This window comes from Streptomyces sp. NPDC058195, from assembly GCF_042883525.1.
Taxonomy (GTDB): Bacteria; Actinomycetota; Actinomycetes; order Streptomycetales; family Streptomycetaceae; genus Streptomyces.
Genome location: NZ_JBHVVM010000004.1, coordinates 162,951 through 183,308, shown reverse-complemented (window position 1 = coordinate 183,308; position 20,358 = coordinate 162,951). Strand labels below are relative to the sequence as shown.

Below are 20,358 nucleotides of genomic sequence, written 5' to 3'. Positions count from 1 at the left end.
CGAGAAGGCCGGCCGCCACTCCCGTGGGAGGGCGACCGGCCTGCACTGGACCGATAAGTGTACGACTCGTGGTGCTGCCGCGCGCGGAACGGAGCCTTACCGGGCGTTGAAGTACTTGGCTTCCGGGTGGTGGATGACGATCGCGTCGGTGGACTGCTCCGGGTGCAGCTGGAACTCCTCGGAGAGGTGCACCCCGATCCGCTCCGGCTGGAGCAGCTCGGCGATCTTCGCCCGGTCCTCCAGGTCGGGGCAGGCCCCGTAACCGAGGGAGAAGCGCGCCCCCCGGTACTTCAGCGCGAACATGTCCTCGACCTCGGCCGGGTCCTCGCCGCCGAATCCCAGCTCCGAGCGGACCCGGGCGTGCCAGTACTCGGCGAGGGCCTCGGCCAGCTGTACGGACAGGCCGTGCAGCTCCAGGTAGTCGCGGTAGGAGTTGGCCTCGAAGAGCTTCGCGGTCTCGGTGCCGATCTTCGAGCCGACGGTGACGACCTGGAGGCCGATCACGTCGGTCTCGCCGGACTCCTCGGGGCGGAAGAAGTCCGCCAGGCACAGCCGACGGCCGCGGCGCTGGCGCGGGAAGGTGAAGCGGGTCCGCTCGGAACCGTCCTCGTGGAGCAGGATCAGGTCGTCGCCCTTGGACACGCACGGGAAGTAGCCGTAGACGACGGCGGCTTCCAGGAGGTTCTCGGTGTGGAGCTTGTCGAGCCAGCCGCGCAGGTGCGGGCGGCCCTCGGTCTCCACCAGCTCCTCGTAGGTGGGTCCGTCCCCGGCGCGGGCCTGCTTCAGGCCCCACTGTCCCTTGAACAGGGCGCCTTCGTCGAGCCAGGAGGCGTACTCCTTGAGCTGGATGCCCTTGACGACCCGGGTACCCCAGAAGGGCGGCTCGGGGACCGGGTTGTCGACGGCGACGTCGGAACGCACGCCCTCCTCCGGCTCGTCGGCCTCCAGGACCGGGGCGTCGCGCCTGGGCACCCGGCGCTGCTTCAGCTCGGGCAGCGTGGCGCCGGGGACGCCGCGCTTGACCGCGATCAGCGCGTCCATCAGGCGCAGTCCCTCGAAGGCGTCGCGGGCGTAGCGGACCTCGCCCTCGTAGATCTCGTGGAGGTCCTGTTCGACGTAGGCGCGGGTGAGGGCAGCGCCGCCGAGGATGACCGGGAAGTCGGCGGCCAGCTTGCGCTGGTTCAGCTCCTCCAGGTTCTCCTTCATGATCACGGTGGACTTGACCAGGAGGCCGGACATGCCGATGACGTCGGCCCGGTGCTCCTCGGCGGCCTCCAGGATGGCGGCGACGGGCTGCTTGATGCCGAGGTTGACGACGTTGTAGCCGTTGTTCGACAGGATGATGTCGACGAGGTTCTTGCCGATGTCGTGGACGTCGCCACGGACGGTGGCGAGCACGATGGTGCCCTTGCCCTCGGCGTCGGACTTCTCCATGTGCGGTTCCAGATGGGCCACCGCGCTCTTCATGACCTCGGCGGACTGGAGCACGAAGGGCAGCTGCATCTGGCCGGAACCGAAGAGCTCGCCGACGACCTTCATGCCCTCCAGGAGGGTGTCGTTGACGATGTCGAGGGCCGGGCGGGAGCGGAGGGCCTCGTCGAGGTCGGCCGCCAGGCCGTTCTTCTCGCCGTCGATGATGCGGCGCTGGAGCCGCTCCTCCAGGGGCAGGGCGAGGAGTTCCTCGGCCTTGCCCGCCTTCATCGACTTGGTGCTGACGCCCTCGAAGAGCTCCATGAGCCTCTGGAGCGGGTCGTAGCCCTCGGCGCGCCGGTCGTAGATGAGGTCGAGGGCGACCTTGACCTGCTCCTCCTCCAGGCGGGCGATCGGCAGGATCTTGGAGGCGTGCACGATCGCGGAGTCCAGCCCGGCCTTGACGCACTCGTCGAGGAAGACGGAGTTCAGCACGACGCGGGCGGCCGGGTTGAGGCCGAAGGAGATGTTGGACAGGCCGAGCGTGGTCTGCACCTCGGGGTGGCGCTTCTTGAGCTCGCGGATCGCGCCGATGGTCGCGACGCCGTCGCCGCGCGACTCCTCCTGGCCGGTGCAGATGGTGAAGGTCAGGGTGTCGATGAGGATGTCCGACTCGTGGATGCCCCAGTTGCCGGTCAGGTCGGCGATCAGGCGCTCGGCGATGGCGACCTTGTGCTCGACGGTGCGGGCCTGGCCCTCCTCGTCGATGGTCAGCGCGATCAGCGCGGCACCGTGCTCGGCGGCCAGTTCGGTGACCTTGGCGAACCGCGATTCGGGCCCGTCGCCGTCCTCGTAGTTGACCGAGTTCAGGACGGCGCGGCCGCCCAGCTTCTCCAGGCCCGCGCGGAGCACCGGAAGCTCCGTGGAGTCGAGCACGATCGGGAGCGTGGACGCGGTCGCGAAGCGGCCTGCCAGTTCCTCCATGTCGGCCACTCCGTCGCGGCCCACGTAGTCGACGCAGAGGTCGAGCATGTGCGCGCCCTCGCGGATCTGGTCGCGGGCCATCTCCACACAGTCGTCCCAGCGGGCTTCGAGCATCGCCTCGCGGAACTTCTTCGAGCCGTTGGCGTTCGTCCGCTCGCCGATCGCCAGGTACGAGGTGTCCTGACGGAAGGGGACGCTCTGGTAGAGGGAGGCGGCGCCCGGCTCGGGGTGCGGGGTGCGGGGAACGACGGCGGTGCCGCGGACCCGCTCGACGACCTGGCGCAGGTGCTCGGGGGTCGTGCCGCAGCAGCCGCCGACCAGGGAGAGTCCGTACTCCCGGACGAACGTCTCCTGGGCGTCGGCCAGCTCGGACGGGGAGAGCGGGTAGTGCGCGCCGTCCTTGCCGAGCACGGGGAGACCGGCGTTGGGCATGCAGGAGAGCGGGATGCGCGAGTGCCGGGCCAGGTAGCGCAGGTGCTCGCTCATCTCGGCGGGGCCGGTGGCGCAGTTCAGGCCGATGAGGTCGATGCCGAGCGGTTCCAGCGCGGTGAGCGCCGCGCCGATCTCGGAGCCGAGCAGCATGGTGCCGGTCGTCTCGACGGTGACGGAGCAGATCACCGGCAGCGAGGTGCCGGTGGCCGCCAGGGCGCGGCGGGCGCCGATGACGGACGCCTTGGTCTGGAGCAGGTCCTGGGTGGTCTCGATCAGCAGGGCGTCGGCGCCGCCCGTGATCAGCCCCTCGGCGTTCTGCTGGTAGGCGTCGCGGAGCTTGGTGTACGGGGCGTGGCCCAGGGTCGGCAGCTTCGTACCGGGGCCGATCGAGCCGAGCACCCAGCGCTGCTGGCCGGTCTCCGCGGTGAACTCGTCGGCGACCCGGCGGGCGATGCTCGCGCCGGACTCGGAGAGCTCGAAGATCCGCTCCGGGATGTCGTACTCGCCCAGGGCCGACAGGTTGGCGCCGAAGGTGTTGGTCTCGACGCAGTCCACGCCGGCGGCGAAGTACTCCTGGTGCACCGAGCGCACGATGTCCGGGCGGGTGACGTTCAGGATCTCGTTGCAGCCCTCAAGGTCCTGGAAGTCGTCGAGGGACGGGTCCTGCGCCTGGAGCATGGTGCCCATGGCGCCGTCGGCCACCACGACACGGGTGGCAAGCGCCTCGCGGAGGGCTTCGGCTCGGTTCCGGCTGTCGGCGGAAGGGGTCGGCGACGAGGCCATGGATGTACTCCCTGGGATGCGACGGCTGTCGGCTTTGCGCACTTCGGTGGAAGACGCACCAGGCCAGCGTAGCCGGGCGGCGGCCTGGGCCGTCATTCCGTCCCACGAAGCGGACTGCATGCTGTGCGGGGGGATGTCCGGATCCATGCGGTGGCGCGGTTTCGCCGCACAGCCGAGCGCGGGTCGGCATCGACCGATAGTGTTCAGCATTGTCGAACCAAGGTGGAGGAGTACGGCGCGATGGCCAAGAACATCCAGTCGCTGGAGCGGGCGGCGGCGATGCTACGCCTGCTGGCAGGCGGCGAGCGTCGGCTGGGGCTGTCCGACATCGCCTCTTCGCTCGGCCTGGCCAAGGGCACCGCGCACGGCATCCTGCGCACCCTCCAGCACGAGGGCTTCGTCGAGCAGGACGCGGCGTCCGGCCGCTACCAGCTGGGCGCCGAGCTGCTGCGCCTGGGCAACAGCTATCTGGACGTGCACGAGCTGCGGGCCCGCGCGCTGGTGTGGACGGACGACCTGGCCCGCTCCAGCGGCGAGAGCGCCCACCTGGGCGTCCTGCACCAGCAGGGCGTCCTCATCGTCCACCACGTGTTCCGCCCCGACGACAGCCGTCAGGTGCTGGAGGTCGGCGCCATGCAGCCACTGCACTCCACAGCCCTGGGCAAGGTGCTCGCGGCGTACGACCCGGTGGCGCACACCGAGGCCATGGAGGCGGAGCGGCAGCCCTTCACCCCGCGCACAGTGACCGGCGCGGAGGAGTTCGAGGCGATGCTCGACCTGATCCGGGCGCGGGGCTGGGCGGCCGACGTGGAGGAGACCTGGGAGGGGGTGGCCGCGGTGGCCGCCCCGATCCACGACCGCCGCCGGATGCCGGTCGGCGCGGTGGCCGTGACCGGTGCCGTGGAGCGGGTCTGCGCGACCGGAGAGCTGCGCCCCGAGCTGGTCGCGGCGGTGCGCGACTGCGCCCGCGCGGTCTCCCGGGACCTGGGCGCCGGCCGGTTCTGATCCGGCCCGCACGCGGGGCGGCCCCTCGGCGGCACCGCCGGTAACGATCGGGTCATGGGGCCCCACAACTCTTGACGCCCGATTCACCGGGGGGAAGCATTGCCGTTCATCGGTCGGCATTGTCGAACACCTGACGGAAACTAGCGCTAGGGTGTGACGGTGCCCAGGGCCGGAAACGCCCTCCCACGAGGGCGCGGACCACCGGAGTGACCCGTGGTTCGGCTTCCCTGGACGAAGGACAAAGGAGTCGCGGGTGTCCAGCTCCGACATCTTCATCGGCGAGACCATCGGTACCGCCGTACTCATCCTGCTCGGCGGTGGTGTCTGTGCCGCCGTCACGCTCAAGCGCTCCAAGGCACGCAACGCCGGCTGGCTGGCCATCACCTTCGGGTGGGGTTTCGCGGTACTGACCGGCGCGTACCTCGCAGGCGGCGTGTCGGGCGCGCACCTCAACCCGGCGGTCACGATCGGCCTCGCCATCGAGGGCGGCACGAAGTGGGGCGACGTACCGGTCTACCTCGGCTCCCAGCTGCTCGGCGCGATGATCGGCGCGGTGCTGGTCTGGCTGACGTACTACGGGCAGTTCCGGGCCCATCTGACCGACCCGGAGATCGTGGGCACCCGGACGGGTGAGGACGGCATGGTCGACCAGGCCGCCGCACCGGCCGCGGGACCGGTCCTCGGCATCTTCTCCACCGGCCCGGAGATCCGCCACGCCGCGCAGAACCTGGTCACGGAGATCATCGCCACCGTCGTGCTGGTCCTGGCCATCCTGACCCAGGGCCTCAACAATGACGGCGACGGTCTGGGCACCCTCGGCGCCCTGATCACCTCGCTGGTCGTCGTCGGCATCGGTCTCTCCCTCGGCGGTCCGACGGGGTACGCGATCAACCCGGTCCGCGACCTCGGTCCGCGTATCGTGCACGCACTGCTGCCGCTGCCGAACAAGGGCGGATCCGACTGGGGCTACGCCTGGATCCCGATCGTCGGACCGCTCGCCGGCGGCGCGATAGCCGGCGGGCTCTACAACGTCGCCTTCGCCTGAGCCGCGGCACCCCACCGCCGCACCCCTCACGACCACACAGACTTCCGGGAGCACACCGTGACCGACGCACACACCGCCGGCCCCTTCATCGCGGCCATCGACCAGGGCACCACCTCCAGCCGCTGCATCGTCTTCGACCGGGACGGCCGGATCGTCTCCGTCGACCAGAAGGAGCACGAACAGATCTTCCCGAAGCCGGGCTGGGTCGAGCACGACGCGACCGAGATCTGGGCGAACGTCCAGGAGGTGGTGGCCGGTGCCATCGCCAAGGCGGGCATCACCGCCGCCGACGTGAAGGCCATCGGCATCACCAACCAGCGCGAGACCACGCTGCTCTGGGACAAGAACACCGGCGAGCCGGTCCACAACGCGCTGGTCTGGCAGGACACCCGGACCGACGCGCTCTGCAAGGAGCTCGGCCGCAACGTCGGCCAGGACCGCTTCCGCCGCGAGACCGGTCTGCCGCTCGCCTCGTACTTCGCCGGGCCCAAGGTCCGCTGGCTGCTGGACAACGTCGAGGGGCTGCGCGAGCGCGCCGAACGCGGCGACATCCTCTTCGGCACCATGGACTCCTGGGTCATCTGGAACCTGACCGGCGGCACCGACGGCGGCGTCCACGTCACCGACGTCACCAACGCCTCACGCACGCTCCTGATGAACCTCCACGAGATGCAGTGGGACGAGCGCATCCTGCACTCGATGGACATCCCGGCCGCGGTGCTTCCGGAGATCCGCTCCTCCGCGGAGGTGTACGGCACCGCCAGGGGCGGCGTGCTCGACGGCGTTCCGGTGGCGTCCGCGCTCGGGGACCAGCAGGCGGCCCTCTTCGGCCAGACCTGCTTCTCCCAGGGCGAGGCCAAGTCCACGTACGGCACCGGCACCTTCATGCTCATGAACACCGGTGAGACGCCGGTCAACTCGTACAACGGGCTGCTGACGACTGTCGGCTACCGGATCGGCGAGCAGAAGCCGGTCTACGCCCTGGAGGGCTCCATCGCCGTCACCGGTTCGCTGGTGCAGTGGATGCGCGACCAGATGGGGCTGATCAAGTCGGCGGCCGAGATCGAGACCCTGGCCCTGTCGGTCGAGGACAACGGCGGCGCCTACTTCGTGCCCGCGTTCTCGGGCCTGTTCGCCCCGTACTGGCGCTCCGACGCCCGCGGCGTCATCGCCGGCCTGACCCGGTACGTCACCAAGGCGCACATCGCCCGTGCCGTGCTGGAGGCCACCGCCTGGCAGACCCGCGAGATCACCGACGCGATGACCAAGGACTCGGGGGTGGAACTGACCGCCCTCAAGGTCGACGGCGGCATGACCTCCAACAACCTGCTGATGCAGACGCTCGCCGACTTCCTGGACGCGCCCGTGGTGCGGCCCATGGTCGCCGAGACGACCTGCCTCGGCGCCGCCTACGCCGCCGGTCTGGCCGTCGGCTTCTGGCCGGACACCGACGCCCTGCGCGCCAACTGGCGCCGGGCCGCCGAGTGGACCCCCCGCATGGACGCGGACACCCGCGACCGCGAGTACAAGAGCTGGCTCAAGGCCGTGGAGCGTTCCATGGGCTGGCTCGACGAGAACACTGCCGAGGAGTAATCGACATGACCACCCTGCAGAGCGTCCCGGCCCTCGGGGCCCACCCGGCCCCCGGTTCCCTTCCGAGCCGTGCCGAAACCAGGGAACAGCTGTCCAAGGCGGCGTACGACCTCCTGGTGATCGGTGGCGGCATTCTGGGCATCTCCACCGCCTGGCATGCCGCACAGTCCGGGCTGCGGGTGGCCCTGGTGGACGCCGGCGACTTCGCCGGCGCCACCTCCTCCGCCTCCTCCAAGCTGCTCCACGGCGGTCTGCGCTACCTGCAGACCGGCGCGGTGAAGCTGGTCGCGGAGAACCACTTCGAGCGGCGCGCGGTGTCCCGTCAGGTCGCCCCGCACCTCGCCAATCCGCTCACCTTCTACCTGCCCGTCTACAAGGGCGGCCCGCACGGCGCGGCCAAGCTCGGCGCGGGCGTGTTCGCGTACTCGGCGCTCTCCGCCTTCGGTGACGGCGTCGGGCACGTGATCAGCCCGGCACGGGCCCGGCGCGACGTGCCCGAGCTGCGGACGGAGAACCTGAGGGCCGTCGCGGTCTACGGCGACGACCAGATGAACGACGCCCGGATGGCGCTGATGACCGTCCGCGCGGCCGTCGAGGCGGGGGCCGTCGTCCTCAACCACGCGGCGGTGACCGGGCTGCGGTTCACCCGGGGCCGGGTCACCGGCGCCGAGCTGGCGGACCGCCTGGACGGTACGGAGTTCGGCGTCGACGCCCGTCTCGTACTGAACGCCACCGGGCCGTGGGTCGACCACCTGCGGAAGATGGAGGACCCGGGCGCGGCACCCTCCATACGCCTGTCCAAGGGCGCGCACCTGGTGCTGAAGCGCACGCGCCCGTGGAAGGCCGCGCTGGCCACCCCGATCGACAAGTACCGCATCACCTTCGCCCTGCCGTGGGAGGACATGCTGCTGCTCGGCACCACGGACGAGGCGTACGAGGGCGATCCGGCGGACGTGGCGGTCACCGAGAAGGACACCGCGCAGATCCTGGACGAGGCCGCGTTCTCGGTCCGCGACCAGCAGCTCTCACGCGATCTGATCACCTATTCCTTCGCTGGGCTGCGGGTGCTGCCCGGCGGCCCCGGCGACACCTCCAAGGCCAAGCGCGAGACGGTGGTCACCGAGGGCCGGGGCGGGATGCTGTCGGTGGCGGGCGGCAAGTGGACGACCTTCCGCCACATCGGCCGTACGGTGATGAACAAGCTGGCCGCGCTCCCCGGGCACCCGCTGGCCGAGGACATGGAGCCGATCGCGCACCTGCCCAGGAAGCTCCCGCTGCCCGGCATCGCCAACCCGAACGCGGTGGCGCACCGGCTGGTGATCGACGGCACCGCGCCGGGCCCGCGGATGGCCGCCGACACCGCCCGGCACCTGGCCACCCACTACGGCTCGCTCTCCTTCGACATCGCCCGGATGGCGAACGAGAACCCGGCGCTGGCCGAGCGCATCCACCCGGACGCACCGGAGATCTGGGCGCAGGTCGCCTACGCCCGGGACCACGAGTGGGCCGAGACGGCCGATGACGTGCTGCGCCGCCGGACGACGCTGACGATCCGGGGCCTGGCGACGGACGAGATCCGGGCCGGCGTCGCCTCCATGCTCGGCGACCGGGACTGACCGGGCCGGACGCGTACGCGAAGAGGCGGCTCCCGTGGGGGCGCCTCTTCGCGCGTACCGGGGCGGCCCCCGTCCGACGGCTCACGCCGACCCGCATAATGAGGGGATACATCGGATGTCTGATTCCGCTCCGGACGCAGGAGGACCGTCATGGCTGTCACCGACGAGGCGATCGAGAAGATCAAGGGAATGATCGTCTCGGGTGCGCTGCGCCCCGGCGACCGGCTCCCCAAGGAGAGCGAGCTCGCGGCGGAGCTGGGGCTGTCGCGCAATTCGCTGCGGGAGGCGGTGCGGGCCCTGTCGCTGATCCGCATCCTCGATGTGCGCCAGGGCGACGGCACGTATGTGACCAGCCTCGACCCGCAGTTGCTCCTGGAGGCGCTGAGCTTCGTGGTGGACTTCCACCGCGACGACACGGTGCTGGAGTTCCTCGCGGTGCGCAGGATCCTGGAACCGGCCGCCACGGCGATGGCGGCGACCCGGATCACCGAGGACCGGCTCGACGCGCTCACCGCGCAGCTGGACGCGCTGGGGGCGCAGCCATCGGTGGAGGAACTGGTCGCCGGAGACCTGGAGTTCCACCGGGGCATCGTGCAGTCGTCGGGGAACTCGGTGCTCTGCTCGCTGCTCGACGGGCTGTCCGGGCCGACCACCCGGGCGCGGGTCTGGCGCGGTCTGACACAGGAGGACGCGGTCAGCCGTACGCTCCACGAGCACCGGGCGATCGTGTCGGCGCTGCGGGACCGGGACGCGGAGGCGGCGCGGGCCTGGGCGACGGTGCACGTGGCGAGCGTGGAGCAGTGGCTGCGCTCGACGCTGTGACGCAGGGCGGGGTGCCTCCATGGGGGACACCCCGCCGTGTGCGGGTCAGTCCTGCTTCTCGCCGCTCGCGAAGCGGGAGATGACCAGGGCGACGATGATGATCGCGCCGTTGAGGAACTGGTTCCACAGCGCCGGTACGCCGCCGAGAGTCATCACGTTGACGACCAGCTGGAGCGTCAGCACCCCGGTGAGCGCGCCGAACAGGGTGCCCCGGCCGCCCCTGAGGCTGATGCCTCCGATGACCGCGGCGGCGAACACCTGGAAGATCCAGCCGTCGCCCTGGGTGGCCGCGACCGATCCGTAGTGGCCGGTGTAGAGGATGCCCGCGAAGGCCGCCAGCAGCCCGCCGAGGGCCAGCACGGTCCAGGTGACCCTGTCCACCCGGATGCCCGCGGCGCGGGCCGCCTCCGGGTTACCGCCGATGGCGTACAGCGCGCGGCCGTGGCGCAGCCAGGCGAGCGCGGCGCCGCCGGCCGCGAACAGGGCCAGGCAGATCCAGACGGCGGCCGGGACGCCGAACCACGCGCTCTTGCCGAGGTAGCGGAAGGACTCCGGTACGTCGGTGATGGACTTGCCCTCGGTGATCCCGATGTGCAGGCCGCGCAGCATGGTGAGCATGCCGAGCGTGGCGATGAAGCCGTTGACCCGCAGTCTCAGCATCAGGAAGCCGTTGACCGCGCCGATCACGAGGCCCGCCAGCAGGCAGAGCGGGATCGCCGTCCAGACGGGCAGCAGGCCCAGTCCGGTGAAGCGCCCGCCGTCGGGGGGCAGAACCAGCCACATCGCGACGACCGGCGCGATGCCGATGGTCGACTCCAGCGACAGGTCCATCCGCCCGCAGATCAGGATCAGCGCCTGACCGAGCACCAGCAGGCTGAGCTCGGAGGACTGCTGGACGACGCTGATCAGGTTCTCGGAGGTCAGGAAGACCGGCGAGACGATGAACCCGATCACCATCAGCACCAGGATCACCGGCACCAGGGAGACGTCGCTCCAGCGGACCAGTCTCAGCCGGTCCAGCGGCCGCGCCGCGGGTTCGCCGTCGATGCCGTCGGCCGTCGAGGGCCGTGCCGTACCGGTCATTGCCTCTCCCCCACACCTTCCATGGCGGCGACGAGTTCCCCGTCGCTCCACCCGCCGTCGAACGCCGCGACCACCCGGCCGTGGAACAGGACGATCACCCGGTCGCAGACCCGCAGGTCGTCCAGCTCGTCGGAGACGATGACGGCGGCGCTGCCCTCGTCCGCGACCCGTCGTACGACGCCGAGCAGCGCCTCCTTCGACTTGACGTCCACACCCGCGGTGGGCCGCAGCGCCACCAGCACACTCGGCTCGCGGGCCAGCGCACGGGCGACCACCACCTTCTGCTGATTGCCGCCGGAGAGCCCGGAGACCGGTTGTCCGGGCCCCTGGGTCCTGATGTCCAGCGAGTCGATCATCGCGCGGGCGAACTCCCTGGTCCGGGAGGGCAGAACGGTGCCCCAGGGGCCGAGCTGGCCGGCGACCGTGAGGGTGGCGTTCTCGGCGACGCTGCGGTCCGGGACGAGCCCCTGTGCGTGCCGGTCCTCGGGCACGTAGCCGATCCCCGCGTCCAGCGCGTGCGGCACGCTCCCGCCCCGCACGGTCCGGCCACGCACCCGGACGGTGCCGCCGTCCGCCTTGCGCATGCCGGCCAGGGTCTCACCCAGGGCCGTGTTCCCGCTGGCCGCGGAACCGGCGAGGCCGAGCACCTCGCCGGGGCGGACCGTGAGGTCCACGGGGGCGAACCGGCCCCGGACGGTGAGCCCTTCGGTGCTCAGTACGGGTTCGGCGGACCGTTCGCGCGGGGCGGCCCGGTCGTCGCGGGCGGGCCGGGCGGCACCGTCGGCGGGCCGCTCGCCGGTCATCGCGGCCACCAGCTCCGCTCTGGCGAGGCCCGGGACCGGGGCAGTCAGCACATGGCGGGCGTCCCGGTAGACGGTGACCGCGGTGCAGAGCTCGTACACCTCCTGGAGGTGGTGGGAGATGAAGAGGAAGGCCACGCCCCGGCCCTGCAGCTCCCGCAGCTTCTCGAAGAGCCGCTCGATGCCCCGGGCGTCGAGCCGGGCGGTCGGCTCGTCCAGCACGATCAGCCGGGCGCCGAACGAGAGGGCACGGGCGATCTCGACGAACTGCCGTTGTTCCACGGTGAGATCGCGCGCCCGGGTGGCCGGGTCGACCCGGACGCCGTAGTCGGCCAGCAGCTGCTCGGCGCGCCGACGGAGCCTGCCCCAGGCGATCCGGCGGGAGTGCGGGCCGAAACGGTTGAGGAAGAGGTTCTCCGCGACGCTCAGGTCCGGGACGATCATGGACTTCTGGTGGACGCAGGCGACTGCCGACCGCCAGGCCGCGGTGTCCCCGAAGGCGGGCGCGGGCTCCCCGCCGAAGGTGACGGTGCCCGCGTCCGCCCGGAGGAGCCCGGTCAGCACGCCGACCAGGGTCGACTTTCCCGCGCCGTTGCGCCCGACGAGGGCGTGGGACTCACCGGGCCGCACGGTGAGCCGGACCCCGTCCAGCGCCACGGTGGGACCGAATCGTTTGACAACGCCTTCCGCCTGCACGGCGGCCGGGGCCTGGTCCACGGCTAGTTCCGCTTCGCCGGCTGGTTGGCCCAGAGCTTCGGGTCATCCACGTTGTCCTTGGTCACCAGGGGCGCGGGGAGCTGGTCCTCCAGCCCGTTCGGGATGCTGATGATGGTGGAGCCGTGGTCGGTGGGGCCCGGCTCGAACGTCTTGCCGTCGAGGGCCGCCCTGGCGTAGTACAGCGCGTACTTCGCGTACAGGTCGGCGGGCTGGGAGACCGTGGCGTCGATCTTCCCGGCCCTGATGGCGTCGAACTCCTCGGGGATGCCGTCGTTGGAGATGATCGTGATGTGGCCCGGTGCTCCGGCCGGCTTCAGCCGCTTCTTCTGCTCCAGGAGGGCGAGGGTGGGCTGGAGGAAGACGCCACCGGCCTGCATGTAGATGCCGTTGATGTCGGGATGGGCCGCCAGGGTGGCCTGGAGCTTGGCGGAGGCGACGTCCCCCTTCCAGTCGGTGGCCAGCTCGAAGACCTCGATGCCGGGGAAGTCCTGGTCCATGCACGCCTTGAACGCCTCGGAGCGGTCGCGGCCGTTGATCGAGGCGAGATCGCCCTGGAGTTCGACGACCTTGCCCCTGCCGCCCAGCCGCTCGCCGAGGTACGTGCAGGCCTTTGTTCCGTAGGCCTTGTTGTCGGCGCGCACCACCATGTAGAGGTCGCCCTGGTCGGGGCGGGTGTCGACGCTGACGACCGGGATGTTCTTCCCGTTCAGCGTGCGGAGCGTTTCGGCGATCGCGCCGGTGTCCTGCGGCGCCATCACGACGGCCTTGGCGCCCTGGCCGGCGAGGGTCTGGACGTTGGCGACGAGCTTGCCGATGTCGTTCTGCGAGTTGGTCAGCGCCAGCGCCTCGACCTCGCCCGCCGCGACTCCCTTCTTCACGTAGTTCTGGTAGGAGTTCCAGAAGTCGCTGTCACTGCGCGGCAGGTCGATCCCTGCCTTCCCGCCGCCCGCGCCGTCGGCGCCCTCGCGGTTGCAGCCCGCCAGGGCGGTCACTGCCAGCAGTACGGCGCAGGCCGCCGCGGTCTTCGTACGCACACTCATTGCTGTCCCGTCCTTCGTGAGTACCGGTTCTCGGAGCTCTGTCGGTGGAGCGGAGGTGCAGAAGGGGGCGCGGACCCGGCCGGGCGGCCCGGGGTGTCCGGCCGGTGTCAGGGCCGGACGGACACCCCTCGGGGCCGTACCCCGCGCGGTCAGTTCCCGGCGGGGCGCAGGCGCAGTCCCTGCATGCCGCCGTCGACGGCCAGGGCCGTGCCGGTGACCGAGGCGGCGGCCGGGCTCGCCAGGTAGACGATCGCGGCGGCGACCTCGTCGGCCGCCACCAGCCGTCCCAGCGGCTGGCGGGCGTTGAGCGCGGCCCGTTCGGCCTCCGGGTCGTCGGCCTGGCCGAGGAGGCGGCCGATCCACGGCGTGTCCGCGGTGCCGGGGTTGACGCAGTTGACCCGGATGCCCTCACGGACGTGGTCGGCGGCCATCGCCAGGGTCAGCGAGAGGACCGCGCCCTTGCTCGCGCTGTACAGGGCGCGCTGCGGCAGCCCGGCGGTCGCGGCGATGGAGCAGGTCTGGGTGATCGACACGGCGCCGGGGCGCCCGGCGGCCGCGCGCCGCAGATGGGGCAGGGCGTGCCGGGCGGTGCGGACCATGCCGAGGACGTTGATGTCCAGGACCCGGCTCCACTCCTCGTCGGCGTTGTCCTCGACCGTGCCGACGGAGCCGATGCCCGCGTTGGACACCACGGTGTGCAGGGTGCCCAGTTCGGCGGCGGCCCGGTCAACCGCCCGGCGTACGGCGGCGTCGTCGGTGACGTCCGCCTCGACGGCCAGCGTGCCCTCGGGGGCGCCCGAGGTGTCCCGGTCCAGGACGGCGACGCGTGCGCCGCGCGCCAGGAGCTGGGTCGCCACGGCTGCTCCGATGCCGGAGGCGCCGCCCGTGACCAGGGCCCCCATCCCCTCGAAGTCGCGTGTGCCGGTCATCGGTTGGCCTCCTCGGTGCGGCGGGAGCGCCATACGGCGCCCTCCGGATAGCGGTGTGCGGCGATCGATTCGGGGAGCATCCTGGCGGAGAAGCCCGGGGCGCTCGGTGCCGTGTAGTGGCCCGACTCGATCACGGTGGGGTCGGCGAAGTGCTCGTGGAGATGGTCGACGTACTCGATCACGCGGTCGTCCCGGCTTCCGGAGACCGCCACATAGTCGAACATCGAGAGGTGCTGCACCAGCTCGCAGAGTCCGACACCGCCCGCGTGCGGGCAGACAGGTACGCCGTACTTCGCGGCGAGCAGCAGGATCGCCAGGTTCTCGTTGACGCCCGCGACGCGGGCCGCGTCGATCTGGACGAAGTCGACGGCCCCGGCCTGGAGCAGCTGCTTGAACACGACCCGGTTGGCGACGTGCTCGCCGGTGGCGACCTTGACCGGCTGGCCGGAACGTACGGCCGCGTGGCCGAGGATGTCGTCGGGGCTGGTCGGCTCCTCGATCCAGTGCGGGTCGTACGGCGCGAGCGCGGTCATCCACGCGACCGCGTCGGAGACGTCCCAGCGCTGGTTGGCGTCGACGGCGATCCGGATACCGGGGCCGACCGCCTCACGGGCCAGGGCGAGCCTGCGGACATCGTCCGGGAGGCTGCCACCGACCTTCAGCTTGATCTGGGTGAAGCCCTCGGCGACGGCCTCCTTGGCCAGCCTGACCAGCTTGTCGTCGCTGTATCCGAGCCAGCCGGGCGAGGTGGTGTACGCCGGGTAGCCCTCGGCGCGCAGCCGCTCGGCCCGCCCGGCCCGGCCCGGTTCGGCGGCCCGCAGGATCTCCAGGGCCTCCTCGGGGGTGAGGGCGTCGGTGAGGTAGCGGAAGTCCACCAGCGAGACGAGTTCCTCGGGGGTCATCCCGGCGAGGAACTCCCAGACGGGCAGACCGGCCTGTTTGGCCGCCAGGTCCCAGGCGGCGTTGACGACCGCGCCGGCCGCCATGTGCATCACGCCCTTCTCCGGGCCGAGCCAGCGCAGCTGCGAGTCATGGGTCAGCTCGCGGTGCAGTGCGGCGAGATCGGCCGCGGTGCGGGGCGCCGGGCGCCCCACCAGGTAGGGACGCAGGGTTTCGATGGCGGCGGCCATCACCTCGTTGCCGCGCCCGATGGTGAAGCAGAAGCCATGTCCCTCGATGCCGGTGCTGAGGCCGTCCGGTCCGTCCACGGCGTCGGGGACATCGGTACGCAGGACGACGTAGGCAGCCGAGTAGTCGGGATCGGGGTTCATGGCGTCCGAGCCGTCCAGTTGTTCCGAGGTCGGGAAACGGATGTCGTGGACCTCGAAATCCGTGACGGTCTGACTCATGTGCGGCCCCCCAGGGGAATAACATCGGACCTCTGTTCTGGTCATCCGATGTATAGCCTCACGAAGGCGCCATCGTCCAGGGTTTTCTAGAAACTTACCCCCTACAGCTCGGATGAATCCGCAGTCCGTTGCCCTGATTCGACCGGTGATGCACCCTCGTGGTGCGGGTTCGGGCGGCTGTGCGCGGAGGCTGCGGCAGGAGAGGCCGGAAGCCGTAAGGTTGATGGGTACACAAGGGAACTTCGGAAGGAGGCCTGGGTGATCGAGCTCGAGGGGGTTCCCGAGCTGATCGACCCGGTCATGGTGGCCGCGTTCGAGGGATGGAACGACGCAGGGGACGCCGCCTCCACGGCGGTCGCGCACCTGGACCGGGAGTGGAAGGGCGAGGTGTTCGCGGCGCTGGACGCCGAGGACTACTACGACTTCCAGGTCAACCGGCCGACGCTCTGGCTGGACGGCGGGGTACGCAAGATCACCTGGCCCACCACCCGGCTCTCCGTGGTCCGTGTCGGCGGGGACAAACCCCGCGATCTCGTCCTGGTCCGCGGCATCGAGCCGTCCATGCGCTGGCGCTCGTTCTGCAACGAGATCCTGGGCTTCGCCCATGAGCTGGGGGTGGAGATGGTGGTGGTGCTGGGCGCCCTGCTCGGCGACACCCCGCACACCCGCCCGGTGCCGGTCAGCGGGGTCACCTCCGACCCCGACCTGGCGCGGACCATGGACCTGGAGGAGACGAAGTACGAGGGGCCGACCGGGATCGTCGGCATCCTCCAGGAAGCCTGCGCGCACGCGGGCGTGCCCGCGGTGAGCCTGTGGGCGGCGGTGCCGCACTACGTGTCGCAGCCGCCCAACCCGAAGGCCACGCTCGCCCTGCTGAACCGGCTGGAGGACCTCATCGGCGTACGCATCCCGCTGGGCGAGCTGCCCGAGGACGCGCGCGCCTGGCAGCTCGGCGTCGACCAGCTGGCCGCCGAGGACAGCGAAGTGGCCGAATACGTACAGACGCTGGAGGAGGCCCGGGACACCGCCGAGCTTCCCGAGGCGAGCGGCGAGGCCATCGCCCGGGAGTTCGAGCGCTATCTGCGCCGCCGGGACGTCGGACCGGGCGGGCACGCGACGGAGAGCGGCGACTCCTCCTATCTGCGTGACACCTCCAGCGGCCGCACGCGCCCGCCGAAGCCGCTCCGCCCCGACACGGGCAGCGGACCGGACTCCCGGCAGCGCCCCTCCGGCCAGGAGGACGGCGACGGCGACGGTTCGCAGGATTCGTCGGATTCGTCGGAGGATTCCCCCGAGGAGTGAGGGGACGCGGGAAGCGCCGGGCCGGTCCGTGACCGCCCGGCGCTTTCCTGTCCGGCGGGGCCCTTCTGGACCGGATCCGGCTGCCGGCCGCCCGGTACGGGGCGGAGCGCGGGGGCGGCGTGCGGGCCGCGCCGGATGCCGTCGGCGGTGGACGGCTCGTCGCGGTCGCCGGGCTCCTGCCGCCCGGTGCGCGGCGCGGTGCCCCGCGGCAGCACGGTCTCATCGCCCGCCGGGCCGGTGAACGTGCCGCCGGAGGCCGGTTCGATGCGGAGGGTGGCGGCGGAGACGAGGCTGACCCGGCCTCGGCCGTTTTGGCCGCGCGGCGGCGGACGGCTCCGTCGGCGATGAAGCCGGTGACACCGCCGGCCGTGGTGTCCCGCCCAGCCGCCGTGGCATCCGGGCGGGCGGTGGTGGCGCCCGGCACGGCGGCCGTGGCCGGGCTTCGGCCCCGGCGCCCGTGAAGACGGCCACCCGTCCCGGCAAGGCCGCAACTGCCGCCGCCCCGACGCGTGCTGGCGATCGCGTAGAGCGCTTGGAGCGCGGCGGCGAACACGTGGCCATGGACCGAACGGAACCGGCCCCGGACCCCGTAGGGAGTCCAGGACCGGTTCCATGTGAACACCCGCAGGAAATCAGCGAGTTGCTCGCACGTGCGGCGCCGCGGGGCGGCGCCCGGCGGGCGCTACAGAGCGACGCCCATCAGTGCGTCGACGGTGCGCGAGACCAGACCTGGCGCGCCCTCGTCCGTGCCGCCCTCGGCGATCTGCCGCTCGGCCCAGCGGTCCACGGCGGCCAGTGCGGCCGGAGCGTCCAGATCGTCGGCGAGGGCCTCGCGGACCTCCTCGACCAGGGCCTCGGCGGGCAGCCCGTCAGGCCGGGAGACGGCGGACCGCCAGCGCCCGAGCCGCGCCACCGCGTCGGCGAGCACCTGGTCCGTCCACTCCCAGTCGGACCGGTAGTGGTGCGAGAGCAGGGCCAGCCGGATCGCCGCCGGGTCCACGCCGTCGCGGCGCAGCTGGGAGACGAAGACCAGGTTGCCCCGGGACTTGGACATCTTCTCGCCGTCCAGGCCGACCATTCCGGCGTGGACGTAGGCCTGGGCGAAGGGGTGCTCGCCGGTCAGCACCTGGGCGTGCGAGGCGCCCATCTCGTGGTGCGGGAAGGCGAGGTCGGACCCGCCTCCCTGGATGTCGAAGCCCATGCCGAGGTGGTCCAGGGCGATGGCGACGCACTCGATGTGCCAGCCGGGGCGACCGGCACCGAGCGAGCCGCCGTCCCAGCTCGGCTCGCCCTCTCGGGCGGCCATCCAGAGCATCGGGTCGAGCGGGTTCTTCTTGCCGGGGCGCTCCGGGTCGCCGCCGCGCTCGGCGGAGAGCAGCCGCATCGCCTCGGCGTCGAGGCGGGAGACCTCGCCGAAGTGCGGGTCGGCCTCGACCGAGAAGTACACGTCGCCGTCGAGCTCGTAGGCGGCGCCCGCGTCGCGGAGCCGTTCCACCAGCGGGACGATGCCCGGTATCGCTTCCACGGCACCGATGTAGTGCTGCGGCGGAAGCATGCGCAGAGCGGTCATGTCCTCGCGGAACAGGGCCGTCTCGCGCTCGGCGAGTTCGGTCCAGTCCTGTCCGTCGCGGACGGCCCGCTCCAGCAGCGGGTCGTCCACGTCCGTCACGTTCTGGACGTAGTGAACCTGCCGCTTGGTGTCGAGCCACACGCGCTGTACGAGGTCGAACGCGTTGTAGGTCGCCGCATGACCCATGTGGGTCGCGTCGTACGGCGTGATGCCGCAGACGTATATGCGGGCGACGGGACCGGGGTCAAGGGTGATCCGTCCGCCGGTCGCGGTGTCGTGGATCCGAAGGTCGCGGCCCTTGCCAGGCAGGGCGGGGACCTCAGAAGCGGGCCAGGCATGCATGTCACGAGCGTAACCGGATGCACGTTCCGGATACGAACCGGATACCGGATCCTGTCCGAAGTCGCGGTCTTGCGCTTCGGCCTCCCCCGTGCTTCGGGTTCCGTCCGCCGCTCCCGAGCCGCTCAGACCGGCGGCCAGGGGATCGAGGGCCACTGCCCGCTCGGCGCCGGGTGCCGCCCGGTCTCCCGCAGCCGCGCCACCCGGCCCCGCAGGGCGGCTATCTCGGCCTCGGTGATCAGCTCGCCCAGCCGGGTGACGAGCGGGGCTCCGGGCGCGAGCCGGTCCGCGAGCCGCTCGACGACCTCGGCGGCCTCGGCGGTCAGTGGCTCTCCCGCCCAGCCCCACAGCAGTGTGCGCAGCTTGTCGTCGGTGTTGAAGGTCACCCCGTGGTCGATGCCGTAGATCCGGCCGTCGGACGCGGGCAGCAGGTGGCCGCCCTTGCGGTCGCCGTTGTTGATCACGGCGTCGAGGACGGCCAGCCGCCGCAGCCGTTCGTCGTCCGCGTGCACCAGCAGGGCGGTGCGGCCCTCGCCGATCCCGGCGCGGACCACGGCCTTCCAGCCCTCCTCCGCCTCCTCGTCCTCGACGAGCGCGAGCAGCACGGGCGCGCCGTCCTCACCGTCCTCGCCGCGCTCGGGCAGCACGTCGATCCACAGCTGGCACATGCCCTCGCCGTACGGGCCGTCGCGGAGCACCGTCGGCGGCACCAGGTCCCAGCCGGTCGCCTCGGAGATCTGGTACGCGGCCACCTCGCGCCCGGCGAGCGTGCCGTCCGGGAAGTCCCACAGGGGCTGTTCGCCCGCCACCGGCTTGTAGACACAGGCCGCTTCCTGGCCGTCACGGGCGACGGTGCAGTGCAGCGCCGTGTTGGAGGCCCCGCGGATCTGTCCGAGCACGGTCAGCTCGCCCTCGGCGAGCAGGGTGAGAGGGTCGGCGCCGGTCAGGCTCCGCGACGGTATCCGTTCTGGCGCGGGCATACGTGTCCTTCCGGATCGAGCGGCAGGCTGCACAGCGGGCACGGGGGACGGCCCGCGTTCACGACGTCGAGGGCGCGCTTGGCGAAGGCCCGCGCCTGCGCGCCGCTGAGCCGGACGCGCAGCATCGGCGGGCCGTTCTCCTCGTCCTGGAGCAGCCGCTCCTCCGCCTCCGCCGGGTCCTCGTCGGCGTCCATGTCCAGCTCGACCAGCGCCTGTGCCTCGACGATCATGCGCTGTTCCTCGCCGTCCCAGGCGAGCGCCATCGTGCCGACCCGGAACTCCTCCTCGACGGGGACGTCCAGAGGCGCCGTGTCGCTGACGTCCATCGGCGCCACGGCGGGCACCGGGGAGTTTCCGCCGGTCCGCCGCACCACTTCGTCGAGCAGTTCGTCGATCCGCTCGGCGAGCGCGGCGACCTGGGTCTTCTCCAGGGCCACGCTGGTGACACGTCCGCCTGAGGAAGCCTGCAGGAAGAACGTACGGCGTCCAGGCAGTCCGACCGTACCGGCCACGAAACGGTCCGGGGGGTCGTAGAGGAACACCTGACGGGACACGTCCT

General features: G+C 71.6%; 15 protein-coding genes. 6 read left to right on the top strand and 9 right to left on the bottom strand.

The annotated features are described in order from the left end of the window. Nucleotides 1-96: 96 nt before the first annotated feature. Nucleotides 97-3,609: a methionine synthase gene (gene metH, locus ACFVWY_RS06810; protein ID WP_389868024.1), complete on the bottom strand. Its 3,513-nt coding sequence runs from the start codon at nt 3,607-3,609 to the stop codon at nt 97-99. Between the two features lie 240 nt (nt 3,610-3,849). Between metH and ACFVWY_RS06805 the strand changes: the two genes are divergently transcribed. The 5 genes from ACFVWY_RS06805 (at nt 3,850) to ACFVWY_RS06785 (ending at nt 9,690) form a co-directional block, all read left to right on the top strand. After that, nucleotides 3,850-4,614: an IclR family transcriptional regulator gene (locus tag ACFVWY_RS06805; RefSeq protein WP_389868022.1), complete on the top strand. Its 765-nt coding sequence runs from the start codon at nt 3,850-3,852 to the stop codon at nt 4,612-4,614. 253 nt (nt 4,615-4,867) lie between these two features. After that, complete coding sequence (locus tag ACFVWY_RS06800) at nt 4,868-5,659, top strand: MIP/aquaporin family protein (RefSeq protein WP_389868020.1); 792 nt, start codon at nt 4,868-4,870, stop codon at nt 5,657-5,659. A 57-nt stretch (nt 5,660-5,716) separates the two neighbouring features. Continuing rightward, a complete protein-coding gene (glpK, locus tag ACFVWY_RS06795) occupies nt 5,717-7,252 on the top strand; it encodes a glycerol kinase GlpK (RefSeq protein WP_389868019.1) in 1,536 nt (511 codons plus the stop codon). Nucleotides 7,253-7,257: 5 nt separating this feature from the next. After that, nucleotides 7,258-8,868 (top strand): FAD-dependent oxidoreductase, encoded by a 1,611-nt coding sequence (locus ACFVWY_RS06790; protein WP_389868017.1) that lies wholly within the window; start codon nt 7,258-7,260, stop codon nt 8,866-8,868. A gap of 150 nt (nt 8,869-9,018) precedes the next feature. After that, nucleotides 9,019-9,690 carry a FadR/GntR family transcriptional regulator gene (locus ACFVWY_RS06785; RefSeq protein WP_376688099.1) on the top strand — a complete coding sequence of 224 codons (672 nt, stop codon included), beginning with the start codon at nt 9,019-9,021 and terminating at the stop codon, nt 9,688-9,690. Between the two features lie 45 nt (nt 9,691-9,735). Here the strand turns inward: ACFVWY_RS06785 and ACFVWY_RS06780 are convergent, their stop codons facing one another. From ACFVWY_RS06780 to ACFVWY_RS06760, 5 genes are all read right to left on the bottom strand, one after another. Beyond that, complete coding sequence (locus ACFVWY_RS06780; protein WP_389868015.1) at nt 9,736-10,773, bottom strand: ABC transporter permease; 1,038 nt, start codon at nt 10,771-10,773, stop codon at nt 9,736-9,738. Continuing rightward, complete coding sequence (locus ACFVWY_RS06775; RefSeq protein WP_389868014.1) at nt 10,770-12,290, bottom strand: sugar ABC transporter ATP-binding protein; 1,521 nt, start codon at nt 12,288-12,290, stop codon at nt 10,770-10,772. Before ACFVWY_RS06775 ends, ACFVWY_RS06780 begins: the two co-directional genes overlap by 4 nt. A gap of 2 nt (nt 12,291-12,292) precedes the next feature. After that, nucleotides 12,293-13,330 carry a sugar ABC transporter substrate-binding protein gene (locus ACFVWY_RS06770; protein WP_389868012.1) on the bottom strand — a complete coding sequence of 346 codons (1,038 nt, stop codon included), beginning with the start codon at nt 13,328-13,330 and terminating at the stop codon, nt 12,293-12,295. Nucleotides 13,331-13,479: 149 nt separating this feature from the next. Next, on the bottom strand, nt 13,480-14,259 hold the full coding sequence (locus tag ACFVWY_RS06765; RefSeq protein ID WP_389868010.1) for an SDR family NAD(P)-dependent oxidoreductase: 780 nt from the start codon (nt 14,257-14,259) through the stop codon (nt 13,480-13,482). Next, a complete protein-coding gene (locus tag ACFVWY_RS06760; protein ID WP_389868009.1) occupies nt 14,256-15,608 on the bottom strand; it encodes an L-fuconate dehydratase in 1,353 nt (450 codons plus the stop codon). Before ACFVWY_RS06760 ends, ACFVWY_RS06765 begins: the two co-directional genes overlap by 4 nt. A 258-nt stretch (nt 15,609-15,866) precedes the next feature. Between ACFVWY_RS06760 and ACFVWY_RS06755 the strand changes: the two genes are divergently transcribed. Then, nucleotides 15,867-16,910: a PAC2 family protein gene (locus ACFVWY_RS06755; protein ID WP_389868007.1), complete on the top strand. Its 1,044-nt coding sequence runs from the start codon at nt 15,867-15,869 to the stop codon at nt 16,908-16,910. Nucleotides 16,911-17,592: 682 nt separating this feature from the next. On the opposite strand, the gene mshC is transcribed toward ACFVWY_RS06755, so the two are convergent. The 3 genes from mshC to ACFVWY_RS06740 form a co-directional block, all read right to left on the bottom strand. Then, nucleotides 17,593-18,822, bottom strand: coding sequence for a cysteine--1-D-myo-inosityl 2-amino-2-deoxy-alpha-D-glucopyranoside ligase (mshC, locus tag ACFVWY_RS06750; protein ID WP_389868005.1), 1,230 nt, complete (start codon nt 18,820-18,822; stop codon nt 17,593-17,595). Nucleotides 18,823-18,944: 122 nt separating this feature from the next. Further along, nucleotides 18,945-19,799 (bottom strand): SCO1664 family protein, encoded by an 855-nt coding sequence (locus ACFVWY_RS06745; RefSeq protein ID WP_389868004.1) that lies wholly within the window; start codon nt 19,797-19,799, stop codon nt 18,945-18,947. Next, nucleotides 19,763-20,353: a DUF3090 domain-containing protein gene (locus ACFVWY_RS06740; RefSeq protein ID WP_389868002.1), complete on the bottom strand. Its 591-nt coding sequence runs from the start codon at nt 20,351-20,353 to the stop codon at nt 19,763-19,765. The genes ACFVWY_RS06745 and ACFVWY_RS06740 overlap by 37 nt, the downstream gene beginning before the upstream one ends. Nucleotides 20,354-20,358: the final 5 nt, after the last annotated feature.